Source organism: Saccharopolyspora oryzae, from assembly GCF_027853915.1.
Taxonomy (GTDB): domain Bacteria; phylum Actinomycetota; class Actinomycetes; order Mycobacteriales; family Pseudonocardiaceae; genus Saccharopolyspora; species Saccharopolyspora oryzae.
The window spans coordinates 68,802-83,520 of record NZ_JAQGLA010000023.1 but is presented as its reverse complement, the minus strand read 5'-3'; the positions used below and the strand labels follow the sequence as shown (position 1 = coordinate 83,520).

General features: G+C 67.0%; 14 protein-coding genes. 2 read left to right on the top strand and 12 right to left on the bottom strand.

Translation table 11 applies throughout. From position 1 onward, the window contains the following. Positions 1-65: 65 nt before the first annotated feature. The 3 genes from OU415_RS16830 to OU415_RS16820 all read right to left on the bottom strand — a co-directional run bounded on the left by OU415_RS16830 (position 66) and on the right by OU415_RS16820 (position 3,204). Positions 66-1,325 carry a phytase gene (locus OU415_RS16830; protein ID WP_270949763.1) on the bottom strand — a complete coding sequence of 420 codons (1,260 nt, stop codon included), beginning with the start codon at positions 1,323-1,325 and terminating at the stop codon, positions 66-68. 207 nt (positions 1,326-1,532) lie between these two features. Then, on the bottom strand, positions 1,533-2,303 hold the full coding sequence (locus OU415_RS16825; RefSeq protein WP_270949762.1) for a sulfite exporter TauE/SafE family protein: 771 nt from the start codon (positions 2,301-2,303) through the stop codon (positions 1,533-1,535). 103 nt (positions 2,304-2,406) lie between these two features. Continuing rightward, entirely contained in the window at positions 2,407-3,204 is a 798-nt protein-coding gene (locus OU415_RS16820; RefSeq protein WP_270949761.1) for a GntR family transcriptional regulator, read from the bottom strand. A gap of 247 nt (positions 3,205-3,451) precedes the next feature. Here OU415_RS16820 and OU415_RS16815 point away from each other — a divergent pair, with 247 nt between their 5' ends. Further along, positions 3,452-3,784: a helix-turn-helix domain-containing protein gene (locus OU415_RS16815; protein WP_270949760.1), complete on the top strand. Its 333-nt coding sequence runs from the start codon at positions 3,452-3,454 to the stop codon at positions 3,782-3,784. A gap of 10 nt (positions 3,785-3,794) precedes the next feature. Here OU415_RS16815 and OU415_RS16810 read toward each other — a convergent pair whose 3' ends face one another. The 5 genes from OU415_RS16810 to OU415_RS16790 all read right to left on the bottom strand — a co-directional run bounded on the left by OU415_RS16810 (position 3,795) and on the right by OU415_RS16790 (position 9,657). Further along, complete coding sequence (locus OU415_RS16810; protein ID WP_270949758.1) at positions 3,795-4,385, bottom strand: ClpP family protease; 591 nt, start codon at positions 4,383-4,385, stop codon at positions 3,795-3,797. Further along, on the bottom strand, positions 4,382-5,008 hold the full coding sequence (locus OU415_RS16805) for a ClpP family protease (protein WP_270949757.1): 627 nt from the start codon (positions 5,006-5,008) through the stop codon (positions 4,382-4,384). Before OU415_RS16805 ends, OU415_RS16810 begins: the two co-directional genes overlap by 4 nt. 245 nt (positions 5,009-5,253) lie before the next feature. Then, entirely contained in the window at positions 5,254-7,371 is a 2,118-nt protein-coding gene (locus tag OU415_RS16800) for a tetratricopeptide repeat protein (RefSeq protein ID WP_270949756.1), read from the bottom strand. 1 nt (position 7,372) lies between these two features. Beyond that, on the bottom strand, positions 7,373-8,314 hold the full coding sequence (locus OU415_RS16795) for a hypothetical protein (RefSeq protein ID WP_270949754.1): 942 nt from the start codon (positions 8,312-8,314) through the stop codon (positions 7,373-7,375). 476 nt (positions 8,315-8,790) lie between these two features. Continuing rightward, entirely contained in the window at positions 8,791-9,657 is an 867-nt protein-coding gene (locus tag OU415_RS16790) for an alpha/beta fold hydrolase (protein ID WP_270949752.1), read from the bottom strand. Between the two features lie 96 nt (positions 9,658-9,753). Between OU415_RS16790 and OU415_RS16785 the strand changes: the two genes are divergently transcribed. Beyond that, positions 9,754-10,233: a CGNR zinc finger domain-containing protein gene (locus OU415_RS16785; RefSeq protein WP_270949751.1), complete on the top strand. Its 480-nt coding sequence runs from the start codon at positions 9,754-9,756 to the stop codon at positions 10,231-10,233. 14 nt (positions 10,234-10,247) lie between these two features. On the opposite strand, the gene OU415_RS16780 is transcribed toward OU415_RS16785, so the two are convergent. The 4 genes from OU415_RS16780 to OU415_RS16765 are packed head-to-tail and all read right to left on the bottom strand — an operon-like array spanning position 10,248 to position 14,660. Further along, positions 10,248-10,811 (bottom strand): TetR/AcrR family transcriptional regulator, encoded by a 564-nt coding sequence (locus OU415_RS16780; RefSeq protein WP_270949750.1) that lies wholly within the window; start codon positions 10,809-10,811, stop codon positions 10,248-10,250. A 55-nt stretch (positions 10,812-10,866) separates the two neighbouring features. Then, positions 10,867-11,253: a hypothetical protein gene (locus OU415_RS16775; RefSeq protein ID WP_270949748.1), complete on the bottom strand. Its 387-nt coding sequence runs from the start codon at positions 11,251-11,253 to the stop codon at positions 10,867-10,869. Beyond that, complete coding sequence (locus tag OU415_RS16770; protein ID WP_270949746.1) at positions 11,237-13,210, bottom strand: primary-amine oxidase; 1,974 nt, start codon at positions 13,208-13,210, stop codon at positions 11,237-11,239. Before OU415_RS16770 ends, OU415_RS16775 begins: the two co-directional genes overlap by 17 nt. Beyond that, the gene (locus tag OU415_RS16765; protein WP_270949745.1) at positions 13,176-14,660 is read right to left on the bottom strand and encodes an APC family permease; all 1,485 of its coding nucleotides are present in this window, start codon (positions 14,658-14,660) and stop codon (positions 13,176-13,178) included. The genes OU415_RS16770 and OU415_RS16765 overlap by 35 nt, the downstream gene beginning before the upstream one ends. Between the last annotated feature and the right edge of the window lie 59 nt (positions 14,661-14,719).

Sequence of the window (14,719 nt, the reverse complement as noted above, 5' to 3'; positions counted from 1 at the left end):
GGCTGCTGCGTCCAGTCCGGCCGCAGCAGCCGTGCGCATTCCTCTTGTCCGCGGACGACCGCCGGTCAGCGCAGGCCGACCGCAGCCTTCAGCTCGGCGAGGTCGACGAACTTGTAGTTCGAACCTTCCCTGCCTTCGACCTGCGGGTCGTCGTAGCCGTCGTGGATCACCGCGAGCCCGTTCGGATACCGCTCACCCAGCGGGGCGTTCAGCACGGCAGCGCCGTCGCAATCCTCGGAACCGTCGATGACCGATCCCGGAGCGAGGGCGAAGCCACCCCTGTACTTGTTGTCGCTGCGGCCGTAGACGGCGAAGGTGTTGTCACCCTGGCTCGAAACCAGCAGGTAGCCCTGGCCTTTCGGCTCGTTCCACAGGGTCAGGCCCTCGACGTCGGCGGTGAGGACATCGCCGCCGAAACCGGGGTCTTCGCCGTAGGTGCATTCCTCGGTAGCCGGGTCCCAGGTAGCCGGAGCACCGAAGTCGCGGACCGCGTCGACCAGCTCCGGCTCACCGGTGAAGTCGGCGTTCACCCGCCAGAACCCGACGTCCTCCTGGCCGATGTAGAGGACACCGGCGACCGGGTCCGCGACCATGCCCTCGGACTGCGGCAGCTCACCCGGCTCTTCGCAGGGACTCCAGGTGGCCCCGTTGGGCAACGTGAATTCCGCTGGCAGGTCCAGGGTTCGGACTTTGGTGTAGCCGACCTTGCCCTCGGCATCGGGCTTGAGTTCCAGCAGTGCGTGCGTGGTGCGTCCGGCCTCGGACGCCGCAGCGAAGATGCGGCCCGACTCGGGGTCCTGCCAGGCCGCCAGGCCGTAGGCGGTGGTCTCGTCGTTGACCTCTGCTTGGTCCGCGGAGAAGATCAGCGGCGCATTCGCCGGGTCGGTGACCTCTTCGAGCGGAGCACCCGCGCGGTTCGCGTCGATGCTGTAGATGCGCAGCGCGTCGAAACCGCGGTCGCTGACCACCGCGTAGTTGCCGACGATGTCGACGTTGTTGATCCGACCAGGCGCGTCGTCGTGACCGGGCGCCGGCTGCGCTGGGATCGACTGGACCTCACGGGCGTCGAGGTCGTACACGCGGATTCCGCCTTCCTTGGCGGTGGCTATCACCAGGCTGCGGTTGGGATCCGCGTCGTTCCGCCAGATCGCGGGGTCATCGGCGCTGGCGTTTCCGCCCTCTTCGTCATCGAAAACGGCCGGGGTCTCGACTTTGGCGTGCACCTGGGGCAGCGATCCCTCTGCCGCCTGCGCGGGCAGGGCCGCGAACGCGGTTGCAGCCGCGACCAGAACCGCGCTGACTGAGGTCGCCTGTGCTCTCCTCATATCTGCCTTCCTCTTCAGTTCGGCAGGAACAGATCAGCACGGTGTCCGTTTCAGGTGAACTTGCGAAACTTGCGAAGTGTCACCCGCCCGGCGGTCAAGTGAACAGCATGATCAAGAAGCCGCCGCTCAGACCCACCTCCTGGGCGTCGTCTCCGACGATCACGGCGCCGCACTTCGACCTCGGCGGCTTCCAGCGGCGTGCATCGGCTATGCGCCGTGCAGTGCGAGGTAGGGCGCTAGGGCGAGCAGTGTGATGATCAAGGCGTACTTCAGCCTGCGGGTGGGTAGGGACTGCGCGATCTTCCATCCCAGCAGGACGCCGATGAGTTCCGGGATGCCGACCAGGGCCGCCAGGGCCCAGTTGATCGTGTCGTGAGCCAGGTACCCCGCGGTTCCGACGCTGGCGATGACGATTGATTGGGCTTGGGCCGAGGCGAGGGATTCCAGCACTGGCACGCCGAGGGCGACCAGCAGGGGAACAGTGAGCATGGGTCCACCGATGCCGATGATGCCGGCGGCGACCGCTACCGCGAAACCGAGCAGCGCCACCATCCCCGCAGGCGGGTGCGCCTGGGGCGTCGCGGGACGATGCCGTTCGCGGTACCAGACCAGTGCGGCCGCCAGAACCGCGAATGCGCCGAGGACCAGGCCGAATGCCCGCTTGGAGACGGCGGTGTTGACCATGACCCCGACCGGGGTTCCGATCAGGGCCGCGCCGGCGAGGATCAGCGCGGTGCGGCGGGTTTCCGGCTCACGCAGGTGGCCCGAACGAGCGTAGGCGGCCGTGGCCAGAATCCCGGTCGCCACATGGGTGACGATGGCGGTTCCCGCCACCTCGGCGGGAGACAGGTCGGTCAGGGCGAACAAACCGATCGTGGGCAGTACTCCGCCGGGCCCCACGGCGGTGATGCCGACGCCACCGGCGAACCCGAACAGTCCCAGGAGGATCAGCGTCGGAGTGGTGAGTCCGGCTACCACTGCACCACCTTCCGCCGAACGACTGATGAGCTCGAGCAGCGTGAGGACACGGCGATCTCCAATGAAGTTCGGTGCAGCGGGGACCTGCAGCCGGAGGGGTTGGTCAAGGCTGGACGTGACCGCGGTGCAGTGTGGCGGTCAACGCCATGCGGTCGGCGCGGATGCGGATCGACTCGGCGTCCACCGGGCGCCCATCGGACAGCCGGGTCAGGCGCTCCAAGGCGAAAACCGCAGCATGGTCCGGAATCTGCAGCAGCGCGGCGGTATCCGGGTCGGCGGTGACGGCGTGAACCGTCACCTCGGCGCTCCCGAGCAGGTGCCCCGTGGTCTCCTCGAGGAGGGTGAACACATCCCGGCCGGCGAGATCACCGTCGAGCACGCCGCAGCCGACGTCCGCGGTGAGATAGGTGGTGTCCAGCGACAGCGGTAGTCCGTCCAGCCACCGCAACCGCTCCAGGTACACCCCTCCTGCCGACGGGTCCACCTCCAGCCGCTCGGCGATCGGAACCGGCAACTCGGTGACCCGCCGGGCTGATCGGACCTGGTTGGTGATCTCGCCGTAGCCGGTCATCGCCTCGGCCAGTCCGGCGAGCCGGTCCAACCCGTGGCCGTACTTCGGCAACACCACCCTGGTGCCCACCCCGCGGCGCCGGATGATCAAGCCCTCGAACCGCAGCAGGTCCAACGCCTCGCGCACCGCGTTGCGCGAAGCGCCGAGCTGTTCCCCCAAGCTCCGCTCATCCGGCAGCGCGCCGTCGGCGAACTTTCCCGCCGTGATCTGGTACCGCAACACGTCGGCCACCTGCCGCGCCCGTTCGGCACGCGGCTGCGAGGAAACCCATCCGGCAGGGATCCGCCGTCCGGACGAGCTACCGGGGGAGGCATCAACAGGCTCGTTCACGATCGGCACGGTACTCGGCGATTATTTCGCCAGAGTTACGCCACCCATATTGACCAGCACAAACTCGCTACCAGGGAGTATCCGGCGCCCGAACGGAGATCCGCCGGGGCCAGCTGTTCCGCGCACCCCTCGAAGCGAACAAGACCGTCTCCGGGACTGCGAAGCAGCGGGCTTCGACCGCCGCGGCAGAGTTCTGCTCGGAGCGGAACCGGTGATTCCCGGGGACTGGCGGTGTCAGGATGGCCGCATGGCCGACATCCTTCCGTTCCACAAGAAGAGCTCGTCGTCCCGTGAACCGGAGCCGTTGTGGCGTGAGGTGTTGGGGCGGAGTCTGCGTGCGGCGCGGGAGGAGCAGGGTGGTCGGCTCGTCGACGTCGCCGAGCGGGCCGGTATCTCGCCGCAGTACCTGTCGGAGATGGAACGCGGGCGCAAGGAGCCTTCGAGCGAGATGATCGCCGCCGTCACGGGGGCGTTGGGCGTCGACCTGGCCGATCTGCTCATCGATATCGCGGGCGATGTGCGGCGCGCGGGCCCCGCAGTCGGTCGTCGTCCTGCGGGACCCGTGCTCATGGCCGCCTGAAACCCCGGTCTCACGCTCGGTGGTCGAGGACCCGGTCCGCGAGCCCGTAATCGACCGCTTCCGCCGCGTTGAACACGCGGTCCCGGTCGGTGTCGTGGCGCAGGTCTTCGACGTCGCGACCGGTGTGCGCCGACAGGATTTCCTCCAGCTGGGTGCGCACCCGCACCACCTCGTCCGCCTGGATGATGAGGTCCGGGATGGTGCCCCGGCCCTGCGCCGCGGGCTGGTGCAGCACCACCCGGGTGTGGGGCAGGACTGATCGGCGCCCGGTCTCCCCCGCCGCCAGCAGCACCGCACCGGCCGCGACCGCCTGGCCGACGCACGTCGTCGCCACCGGCGCCTTGATGTAGCGGATGGTGTCGTACAGCGCGAGCATCGCCGACGGGTCACCGCCCTCGGAGTTGATGTACAGGTTGATCTCGCGGTCCGGGTTGTCGGCCTCCAGGTGCAGGAACTGGGCGATCAGCGCGTTCGCCACACCGGAGTCGATCGCGGTGCCCAGGTAGACGATCCGCTCCGACAGCAGGTGCGAGTAGACGTCCATGATCCGCTCGCCACCCAGGTTGCGGGTGATGACGTTGGGGATGGTGTAGGTGCTCATGCGCGCGCTCCCGTCTGCGAGCCGATCCCCAGCTGGTGCGTGCGCACGGGCACGACCTGGCCGAGGCTGTCGACGACGTGGTCGATGAAGCCGTACTCGCGGGCCTGCTCGGTGGTGAACCAGCGGTCGTGCAGCGAGTCGGTGAAGATCCGTTCGACCGGCTGGCCGGTGTCCTCCGCGATGAGCCCGAGCACCGTGTCCCGGGTGTGCCGCAGGTCGTCGGCCTGCACTTCCACCTCGACGGCCGAGCCGCCGATCCCGGCCGACCCCTGGTGCATCAGGATCCGGGCGTGCGGAAGCGCGAACCGCTTGCCCGGTGTTCCCGCCGACAGCAGGAACTGCCCCGCGCTGCAGGCCAGTCCCAGGGCGAGCGTGGCCACGTCGCACGGGACGAGCCGCATCACGTCGCGGATGGCGAGCATCGCCGGCACCGAGCCACCCGGCGAGTGGATCCACAGCGCGATGTCCTTGTTGGGGTCTTCGCTGGCAAGGGACAGCAGCTGGGTGGTCAGCGCCGTCCCGTTGTCGTCGTCGAGCGCGCCGTCGAGGACCAGTACCCGCTGGCTGAAGAACCGCTCCCGGAGCCGGTGGTCGAACAGCGGCGGCTTCTCGTTGTTCGTCATGCCCCGACGATGCCGCCGTCCCGGCGTCCGCCGCCGGTTTCTCCGCTGTGAGCAGATCCGCTCGTGGCAGCCCGGAACCGCCCGATCCATTGTGGACAACTTCTTCGACGGGGAGGTCAGTGACGGAAATCAGCAGCCCAAGGCAGGCTCCGTGCCGTGTAGATGCGGTACGAATTGCACCGGGGGACTACCTGGCCCAATAGGGCTCGCCAAGCAGTGGAGCGCGTGCATCGACGGTGCGCTTGCTACCCCTGCCAACCACCCGCCGCTGCCAACCAGTCGCCGGTCAAGACCTTCCGCAAGTATTCCTGTCCGTGACGCGCGCTTGCCATGCCTACGCGCCGCGAGATACGGAGCCATGTCACCGCTTCCGTCGGGTCGCCTGCACAGGAGAGGGTGTATGCCAACAAGACCGACGACTGCCAGTCGGTCACAACGTTGGCTCGTTCGAAGTAAGAACGCGCCTCCGCAAGCCGCCCGTCCAACAACGCGGCGACGCCCTGACAACGGCACGCGATCGAGAAGTACGGCGTCTTCTCCAGCTGTTCCCAAGCTGCCACCGCCGCTGGGATGTCCCCCGCCATGGCGTCTAACGTGGCGATGTTGATCCTGGCTAGGACACTACCTGCGTCCATGGCTCGTACCCACATGTGGCGAGCTTTGGGGATCCGTCCCAGCTCGGCGTAGACACCACCAAGGATGCACATGCTGGGTACATGTCCCTCTGATGCAGCTCTGCGAAGGACGACTCCAGCAGACACTCGGTTTCCCTTGCGACGCAACGCGTCTCCCAACGCCGACGCCGCCGTTCCGATGCCTCCGGCCGCTGCCTTACCTAGCAGGATGTGACTGAGGTGAGGGTCAGAGTCGCCGGTCACACGGGCCAACTCCATGGCCCCCAACGGATCTCCAGCTTCCGCCGCACGTCGCCACCAGCGGCGTGCATTACGCCAGTTTCTTCCTTCGTAGTAGAGAGTTCCGATATTGGCCGCTGCAAAGCCGAAATCTGGGTGATCAAGGTTTCTCGTCGCGATCAAATGGAACCGCAGGGCCATTGCAGGGTCGGCGAGGTCATACGCAGCGAGTCCGACAACCAACGCCGCGGAGGAGTCCACCCTGTCCAGCAAGTACGAGAACAGCTGACGCGGCGGCCGCATGTGGGTGCTGCGCTGAGCGTAGTCGACCAGGTAGTCAGGTGCTTTGACGCCTTGTCCCGTCGGTTCCAGTAACGCCGTCGTGGCGTTGACCGGTGCGGTAGCCCAGCGGAGGGCATCGTCAAAAGCAGTATCCGCAGCGAGGGCGACGATCCGGATGTCTGTGTACAGCTCGGCAAGCTTGCGCAGATCCTCGCTCTGGAGCGGCTTGTACCAACCAACCCTGGCCAGGTCCACTGCGGCCGACACCATTGCAGCCCCTAGTGGCTGATTATCCAACGATCTGCCGAGCAGCCACCGCTCCACCAGTTGCGGCCCCGACGCCAGGTACTCAGCCAACCCCATGTTCGGAAACTCTTTCAGGGCGGCCAGAATCCGATCATCAGCCGGCATTTGCATCGCTCGGTCCTGCTCGGACTCGCTAAGTTTGCGCTCAAGGGACAATTTTATCAGATCGGGATTTTCGAGTACTCCTCGCGCGGAATGCAGGATATGCCGCTGTTCACCATCGGGGCGACCAACCGGGACACCATTAACGATTCGGTCGTACTCGACCAATCGTATTGTCGCAACTAGGACCACACGCCCACGGCCACCGACTAGCAGGTCCTCCAGCATGACCTGGTCCAAACCGTCATTCCGGATATAGCGCTCTAGGTCGTCGAGCCAGAGCACTGTGTTATCGAGCCTCGGCCCGTGGGTATAGATCCAGCGCAGTGCTGTCCCATCAACTGGCGCCGCAATCCTCCAATCGGGGTATGTTCTGCGGATGAACTCATATGCAGTCCGCGTTTTCCCGGATGCAGAATCCCCCTTGATGAGGATCGACGCTTGGAATGCGGCTTCAAGCTCAGTGTCCACGTCCCGCGGCACATAGGGTGGAAGCGCCCCGTCTCCACGCCTACTCGGAGTGGCCTTGTGAACGCCGAGCATGACGGCATTGTCGACAGACCGCACCTTAGGAAGGTCACCATTACGCGCCAGACGGAATCCTTTGTGCAGTTCAGAGAGGATTTCCGCTCGCTTCTTCCTGCGTTCAACGGTCGGCGCAAGCAGGATCGTAGCGAGCAAGGAGAAGATCGCAGCGAGAGCCCCAGCGATCCCGGCTACTACAGCGTTGTTGATCTTTGTCAAGCCAGTTGCTATCGCGAGTACAAGAATTACGATCGCGACCGCGAAGAAACCTGGAGAATACCGACCGAACTTCACCTCAGGCCAACCCTGGGAGTCGGTACGCATCTTCCGTGAAGCGCTTTGCATCCCGCGGTTCACCCGAATTAAACCAAGAGAACCAGTTCTCTGGCCGCAGATCTCCTATCCTCATCCATATATTTGTTCGATCTTCTGGGCGCGCCAACCATGGACGTTCTTTGGTTATTAGTATGTCGTGATCTTCAAAGAAATCTTCCAAGCAAGTGTCCCAGTCGAAGTCATCCCGCCGAGACTCGTACGCATCACCGTCAAATTCTTCCACAACGGGCGCGTAATCGATCGCAAGGTGAAGGGCCATCTCCTCGGCCGTACAACGAGGGTAAGGCTCGCGACCGCTCGCTAAATCTCCTTGCAGATCGATACAGGAGTGAATAAACCGCGCACGCCATACCTTGTCCATTGCCCACGTGGTATTCGGCAGCAAGTGGAAGGCCATCCATTGAAAGGGGTCCAGCACTGGCTTGTCGCCGTGTTCTTTGAGGTCATCGATCAGCTGATCGATCAGGATGTCAAATGCACCGTGCAGACAGTTTGCCGTGTTTGCTGTAAGACTCCAGCCGCCGCAGAGTTCGCAGTACTCGTGGTCGTCATCGTCTTCAGATCTTGCTTCGCACGGACACGCAGTGAATAGGGCGCTGAAATCGGGATGCGGCAGCGGACTTCCTGGCAGTTTGCGGGCACGTATGGTTGACTCTTCCGCGTAGGCGCCATGTTCGAAGAAACACCCATCGCCGTCGACAAGCCACTGAAGCGCTTCTGCAGGGTCACTGGCAACAAGCTGCCGGAACATTTCCTTCTCCGCAGAGCTGGTGAAGTCAGCCTCCTCGACAGAGGCCAGCGCAGCGGCCATCAGCTTTGAAGGCTCCTCGACCGACACGGTCATGGAGACGTCCAGCTGAATCTTCAACGGGGACGCACTGCGCTGCTGGGAGTCTGACATGGGGCGCACTATAGACCTGCTCGGGCTGGGCGCCATTCTCCGCAACCCCGTTGAAGCAGGATTACGGTCCGACTGCAGCACGCAAGCAAGATCAACTACGCGTGATTGGCTGGAATTCGCCAGAACCGATGAGGCATGAGGATGCAGCGGGTCGACCTTCATCGCATGTACCCGCCCCGCCTACGGCGACGCGAACGAACAAACGCGAATAGCGACGAGAACCGACAACTCGCGCCGCGCACGGGCTCGTGTGGATTTTTTCGAGCCCGACCTGCGGAAACCACACCTGATCAGGCATAACCAGCGGCCATTTGGATCGTTGCCTAGCGCGTTGGGGGATGTGCTCGCCGCGACGAGACCGCCTGCGCAGTTCGCCATGGCCGTCGGCCTGCGCCGCGGCGAACTGGTCGTCCTCAGCTTCCCCGAATCAGCCTCCGCGCGTTTCCGCTGCCCCGTCTTCAGCGGGTCAGTCGCGTTCAGGGCAGTACTCGGCTGAGGAAGCCGTGGAGGTAGCCCGCGACGAGTTTCAGGTGGCTTTCCAGGAGGAAGTGGCCTCCGTCGATCAGGTGGACCTCCGGGTCCTTGGCGTCTCGGGTGAAGGCCTGGGCTCCGGCCGGGCCGAAGATCTCGTCGTTGCGGCCCCACACCGCGAGGACCGGGACCTCGCTGGTGCGCAGGTATTCGTGCAGCAGCGGGTAGAGCGGGCGGTTGTTCTGGTAGTCGCGGAACAGCGCCAGCTGGATCTCGTCGTTGCCCTCGCGGGAGACGAGGGCGAAATCGTGCTCCCAGGTGTCCGGGCTGATCAGGCTCGGGTCGGGCACTCCGTGCACGTACTGCCAGCGGATGGCGTCGCGGCTCAGCGCGGCGCGGACGGCGGGTTCGGTGCTGGGGCCGGGGTTCTCGGCGTAGGCCCAGACGTCGGCCCAGAACGCGTCGACGAAACCGTCCTCGTAGCCGTTGCCGTTCTGGGTGACGACAGCGGAGATCCGGTCGGGGTGCTCGAGCGCGAGGCGCCATCCGATGGGGGCGCCGTAGTCCTGGACGTAGAGGGCGTAGCGGTCCAGGCCCAGTTGGTCGAGCAGGCCGGAGGTGAGTTCGGCGAGGGTGTCGAAGGTGTAGGTGAACTCGTCCGCGCCGGGCGCGGCGGAGTGGCCGAAGCCGAGGTGGTCCGGCGCGATGACGTGGTAGTCGTCGGCCAGCAGCGGGATGAGCTCGCGGAACATGAACGAGCTGGTCGGGAAGCCGTGCAGCAGGACGATCGCCGGAGCGTCGGCGGGGCCGGCTTCGCGGTAGAAGATCTCGTGACCGTCGACGGTGGCGGTCCGGTGGCGCACCGAGCTCATTTCTAACCTCTTCGAGTGTTTGATACGGTTAGGTATTCGCCATGGAAGCATGGAGGAGCTAACCTGTCAAAGGGCTCGATCTGGTTAGGGGGTTCGATGGATGCGTTGCTGGACCTGCTCAACAGCAGGCCACTGGTCAACGGCGAGGAGCAGGACGCGCTCGGCGACCCGGTCGAAGGCAGGCGCTGGGCGCGGGAGCACGGCGGCGACGGCAGCCTCGCGGAACTGGAGCTGCTGCGCGAGGCGCGGGACGTCCTGCAGGACGTGGTGCGCGGCGAAAGCTCACCCGCCGCGTTGAGCCCGCTGCTCGAAGGGGTCCACCAGGTTCCGGAGGCCACTTCGGACGGTCTCCAGTGGACGGTCGAGACTCCCCCGCACGCCCGGCTGGCCGTCGAGGCGGTCCTCGCCTGGGCCGACACCGAGCAGCGACTGCCCGGCCGGCTGCGCCCCTGCGCCAACGACGAGTGCCAGCTGTTCCTGCTCGACCGCAGCCGGGCCAACCGCGCCCGCTGGTGCTCGATGGCCACCTGCGGCAACCGCGAGAAAGCGCGCCGCCACTACGAACGCACCCGCTGACCTGCGGTGCCGGCTCAGGTTCCCTTGGCGGTGCGGTACGTCTCGAGCAGGTTTCGCAGTGCGGCGGCGGCGCGTTCGGTCCGGTCCGAGTCGCCGAAGACCGTCTGGTGGAAGACGAGGCCGTCGAGGGTGACGAACACCAGCTCGGCCAGGTCGGGGTCGTCCAGGCCGTGCCGCGCGAGCTCAGCGCCGACGGCCTCGCGGTACAGGCCGTTCGCGCGCTCCATGACCGGGCGGAGCTCCGGGCGCCGCCGGGCTTCCATGTACAGCTCGTACTGGAACGCTTGCGCATCCGGATCGGCCGCGACCAGCGAGATCAGGCCGGAGGCGAACTCCTCGAAGTCCTCCCCCGGCGACGACAGATCCCCGTCCTCGACGCTGCGCTTGACGCAGTGCGCGAGCGCCTCCTGCACCAGCGTCTCCCAGTCACCGAAGTGGTAGCGCACGGAGCCATGGGTCACCCCGGCCTCGGCGGCCACCGAGCGGTAGGTCAGCCCGCGCAGGCCCTGCGCCGCCACGACCCGCACCGCGGCGTCCAGCAGCGCCTGCCGCCCGGTGCCGTACGTCAGCCCCGCCATCGCGCCCCTCCAGTTCTCCCGTTCAGGGTAATGCGCGAGGGGTGGGCGACTGCGATCAGTGCGGTCGTGCTGGCCGGGGCGAATGGCGCGCGGTGTACCACGCGCCCGCGGCGATGCCGCATTCGACGACGGTGAGGACGGCCAGCGCCGGGGAGCCGGTGTGGTGGCCACCGCTGGTGGCGGCGAGCACGAGGTGGGCGACGACCATGCCGGCCGCGTTGGCGGCGACCAGCCGCAACGCGGTCGGGCTGCCGCGCAGCAGGTGCGCGGCGCACGGCACGCACAGCAGCGCCATCACCGCGAAGACCACCGTGAGAACCCACCCGTGCTGGTCGATCAGCGCGGCACCCACGTGCCCGGCGGCACCGACCACGGCGACCCCGGCGATCCACCGGCACCGTGATCGGTACTCGCCGGGCGGAGTGCTAGTCGTGGCAACCACATTCGCCTCCGCCGCAGCAGCCGTGCGCGGTGCTGAGGTCGGGCACGTCGAGCGTCGGGTTGCGGTCGAAGAAGCCGTCCGGCTTGAGCTTGAAGCCCGTGTAGTCCACCGGCATGATCGGCCAGTCCTCGGTGCGGACGTAGTGCGTCAGCCCGAAGGTGTGCCAGAGCACCACGTCCTCACCGTCGATCGGCCGGTCCTCGGCCGCGTAGGCGGGCAGGCCGTCACCACCCGGGTTCTGGTTGACCGTGTAGCCCGAGGGCCACAGCTGGTCCCGGTCGTAGCGGGTCACCCAGAGGTGCTTGCGCGCGAAGGTGGCGCGGCGCGCGACCGACGAGTGCTCGTCGGCGAGCAGCGCCGGTTGGCCCTCCGGGTGCAGCACGTACGAGGTCGGCTTGCCGAACCGGTTCGTGCGCTCGGAACTGGCGATCGCCCAGACCCGGTTGAGGTGGTTCGCGGCGACGCGCTGGGCCTCGTGCTCGGTGCGCAACCGGGTGCTCTTGCGGCCGATCGCGTTGCCCCAGGGGTTGCCCTCCCCCGGCGGCACCGGTGCGACCTCCAGCTCGTCGACGTGGTTGCGCACCCCGTCGACGGTCATGTCCAGGCGCGCGGAGAACAGGTGCTGGTGGACCGGAGCCCCGAGCCCGGGCGCGAGCTCCGCGAAGTGCGGGTCCTGCCCGTCGTAGCCCGAGGGGAACGGGATGCCGGTGGCCTTGGCCTCCAGCTCGATCGTGCCGTCGAGGTAGAAGTACCAGTAGAACCCGTAGTCGTAGTTGCCGACGGTGCCGAAGAACGACACCACCAGCCGCCGCTGCCGCCGGGTCTGCGAGGTGCCGGTGAAGATGTCGTTGTGCTTCCACAGGACGCCGAAGTCCTCCTCGTGGATGCAGATGGCGTTGCGGATGACGTGCGGGCGCAGGTGGTCGTCGGAGACCACCGCGTCGACGTAGGTGATCTCGCCCAGGCAGTCGCAGCCCAGCTCCAGCGAGTTCGCCAGCCGCCCGAACTGGTACTCGCCGAGGTCGAAGTAGTTCTGCCAGCCGTGCGTCGGGCCCGGGTCGCCGTAGTTGACGACCATCTCCGCGACCGACGCCCGGTAGAGGACGGGGCGCTGGACCCCGCCGTCGGCGTAGGAGACCTGGTGCAGGGTGAGCCCTTCGCGACCGTTGAACCCGACGCGCAGCTGCCAGTTCTGCCACGACAGCACGCCGTCGCGGTACTCGAACGAGACGCCTTCGGGCTGGGTGATCGAGATCGGCTTCAGGTCGGTGCGCTGGGGCCCGCGCACCGCCTCGTGCAGGTAGTCGCCGGACTCCTCCGGAACGTGCTCCACGTGGGTCTCCACCACGCGGAGCACGCGGCGGCCGCTCACGTCGACGTGCGCGATCACCCCGCCCACCGGGTGGGCCCACGGCGGCTCGCCCGGGTGCGGTTGGTAGAACGACAGCACCCGGTACATCCGGCGGCCGACCTCGTCCGGGTAGCCGAAAACGCCTGCTGTCAGGGGAACCGGGCGGACCTTGGTCACGTCGGTGATCCCGCGCTTGGCGACCGCGGCGAGCCAGCCCTCGTCGCTCTTGACGATCTGGTCGACGAGTTCGAAGTCCTCGTCCAGGCAGGGGCCGAAGCCGACCTCGGCGGGGTCGAGCACGGTTCGCGAGACGACCTCGCCCGCCGTCAGATCGACCACGACGCTGCTCAGGCCGAGCGGTTCGAGTTCGGTCACCAGCAGCGAGACCTCGCGCGGCAGCGGAGTGCTCCCGTCCCACTCGAGCACGTCCTGCTTGTCCGGCTCGCGGAGCATGACGTAGGAGAACCGGGTGGCCGCGGTGACCAGACCGGCCTCCGCCAGGATTTCCCGCGTCGCGTCGATCTCCGCGGGGGTGAGCGCGGCGAGCGGATGCGTCGTGCCGTCGCTGTCGTCAGCGGGAAGAACTGGAAGTTCCATTGTGGACATTGGCTCCTCCTTGGTCGGATGCGGGGAGATCAGGCAGGTCGGTGACCGGAAGTACCTGGCGGGAGCGCAGCAGTCCCGCGATGAACACGACGGGGACGACGGCGAGCAGCACCCACACGGTGACCGTGCTCCCTCCGGTGAGCACGCCGAAGTTGCGCACGACCTGGGTGAGGATGCCGACCATCAGCACCGCGGAGAGCGCCGGTGCGATCAGCGTCGTCCAGGGGTTGCGTTCCGCGCGGGTGCGGCGGAAGAAGCCGATCACCGCGGCCGAGGTGAGCACGTAGAGGACGACGAGCGTCACGACGGCGAGCCCGGCGAACCAGCTGAACAACTGGTTCACCGGATCCATCCCGGCAACGGCGAACGGCAGCACCACCACTGCGGCCAGCGACGACTGCGCCAGCGAGGCCCGCGCGGGGGCCTGGTGCCGGTTGGTGCGCTCCAGGCTCGGCGGGCACAGCCGGTGCCCGGCCATGGTGTGCAGGTACCGGGTGATCATGTTGTGGAAGGACAGGATTCCGGCGAACAGCGAAGTCGACAGCAGCACGTCCGCCGCGGTGCCGGACCACTCGCCCAGGACGCTGTTGAGGGGTGTCACGGCGAACGAGGCCGGATCGCTCTCCAGCGCCGCCTGCGCCGCCGACTGGGCCTGCGCGGCTCCGTAGAAGCAGATCAGCATCCACGTCACGAAGGCCAGGAACACCGCGATGAGCACCACCGCGATGTAGGTCGCGCGCGGCACGGTGCGGCGCGGGTCCTTGGCCTCCGCCGAGTAGATCGCGGTGGACTCGAAGCCGAACATCGACGCGATCGCGAACATGATCGCCACCCCGGGTGCGCCCGCGAGGACCGCGTCCGGGCCGAAGCTGGCCGGCACGTCCAGCGCCGACCAGCCCTTGGTCGCGATCACGCCGATGGCGAAGGCGATCAGCAGGAGCAGCTCGAACGCGACCAGCACGGCCAGCACGCGGGCACCGAGTTCGACCTTGCGGCTGCCGAGGAACCAGACGACGCCGATGGCGGCCGCGACGCACGTCCACCACGGCACCGCGATCCCCGTGTGCCGTTCGAGCAGGCCGGACAGGCTCGATCCGAACAGCCCGTACATCGCGATCTGGACCGCGTTGTACGACAGCAGCGCCAGCGCCGATCCGGCGGCTCCGGTGCGGAAGCCGAGCCCCGCCCTGATCACGGCGAAGAACCCGCCGCGGGTGTCCAGATGTCGGGTGCTCGCGGTGAACCCCACCGCGAAGAGCACGATCACGGCGCCGACCACCAGGTAGGCACCGGGCGCACCGGCGCCGTCGCCCAGCGCCACGGCGAGGGCGGCCGCGCCGACGATGCTCGTCAGCGGCGCCTGGGCGGACAGGACGAAGAACAGGATTCCGGGAACGCCGAAGGCGTTCTGCTTGAGACCGGCGTGGTGCTGGGCTTCCGCGTTCGACATCGAGTTCCTCCGCGAGAGGACATGTCATGACGTCGTCTCTTCCGAGGCGGCCGCCGTTT

What these genes read in the sequence shown, in the direction of transcription:
- OU415_RS16790 (WP_270949752.1), bottom strand. Translation starts at nt 9,657, where the DNA reads ATGAGCTCGGTGCGCCACCGGACCGCCACCGTCGACGGTCACGAGATC.
- OU415_RS16830 (WP_270949763.1), bottom strand. Translation starts at nt 1,325, where the DNA reads ATGAGGAGAGCACAGGCGACCTCAGTCAGCGCGGTTCTGGTCGCGGCT.
- OU415_RS16770 (WP_270949746.1), bottom strand. Translation starts at nt 13,210, where the DNA reads ATGTCCACAATGGAACTTCCAGTTCTTCCCGCTGACGACAGCGACGGC.
- OU415_RS16785 (WP_270949751.1), top strand. Translation starts at nt 9,754, where the DNA reads ATGGATGCGTTGCTGGACCTGCTCAACAGCAGGCCACTGGTCAACGGC.
- OU415_RS16795 (WP_270949754.1), bottom strand. Translation starts at nt 8,314, where the DNA reads ATGTCAGACTCCCAGCAGCGCAGTGCGTCCCCGTTGAAGATTCAGCTG.
- OU415_RS16805 (WP_270949757.1), bottom strand. Translation starts at nt 5,008, where the DNA reads ATGACGAACAACGAGAAGCCGCCGCTGTTCGACCACCGGCTCCGGGAG.
- OU415_RS16810 (WP_270949758.1), bottom strand. Translation starts at nt 4,385, where the DNA reads ATGAGCACCTACACCATCCCCAACGTCATCACCCGCAACCTGGGTGGC.
- OU415_RS16815 (WP_270949760.1), top strand. Translation starts at nt 3,452, where the DNA reads ATGGCCGACATCCTTCCGTTCCACAAGAAGAGCTCGTCGTCCCGTGAA.
- OU415_RS16780 (WP_270949750.1), bottom strand. Translation starts at nt 10,811, where the DNA reads ATGGCGGGGCTGACGTACGGCACCGGGCGGCAGGCGCTGCTGGACGCC.
- OU415_RS16765 (WP_270949745.1), bottom strand. Translation starts at nt 14,660, where the DNA reads ATGTCGAACGCGGAAGCCCAGCACCACGCCGGTCTCAAGCAGAACGCC.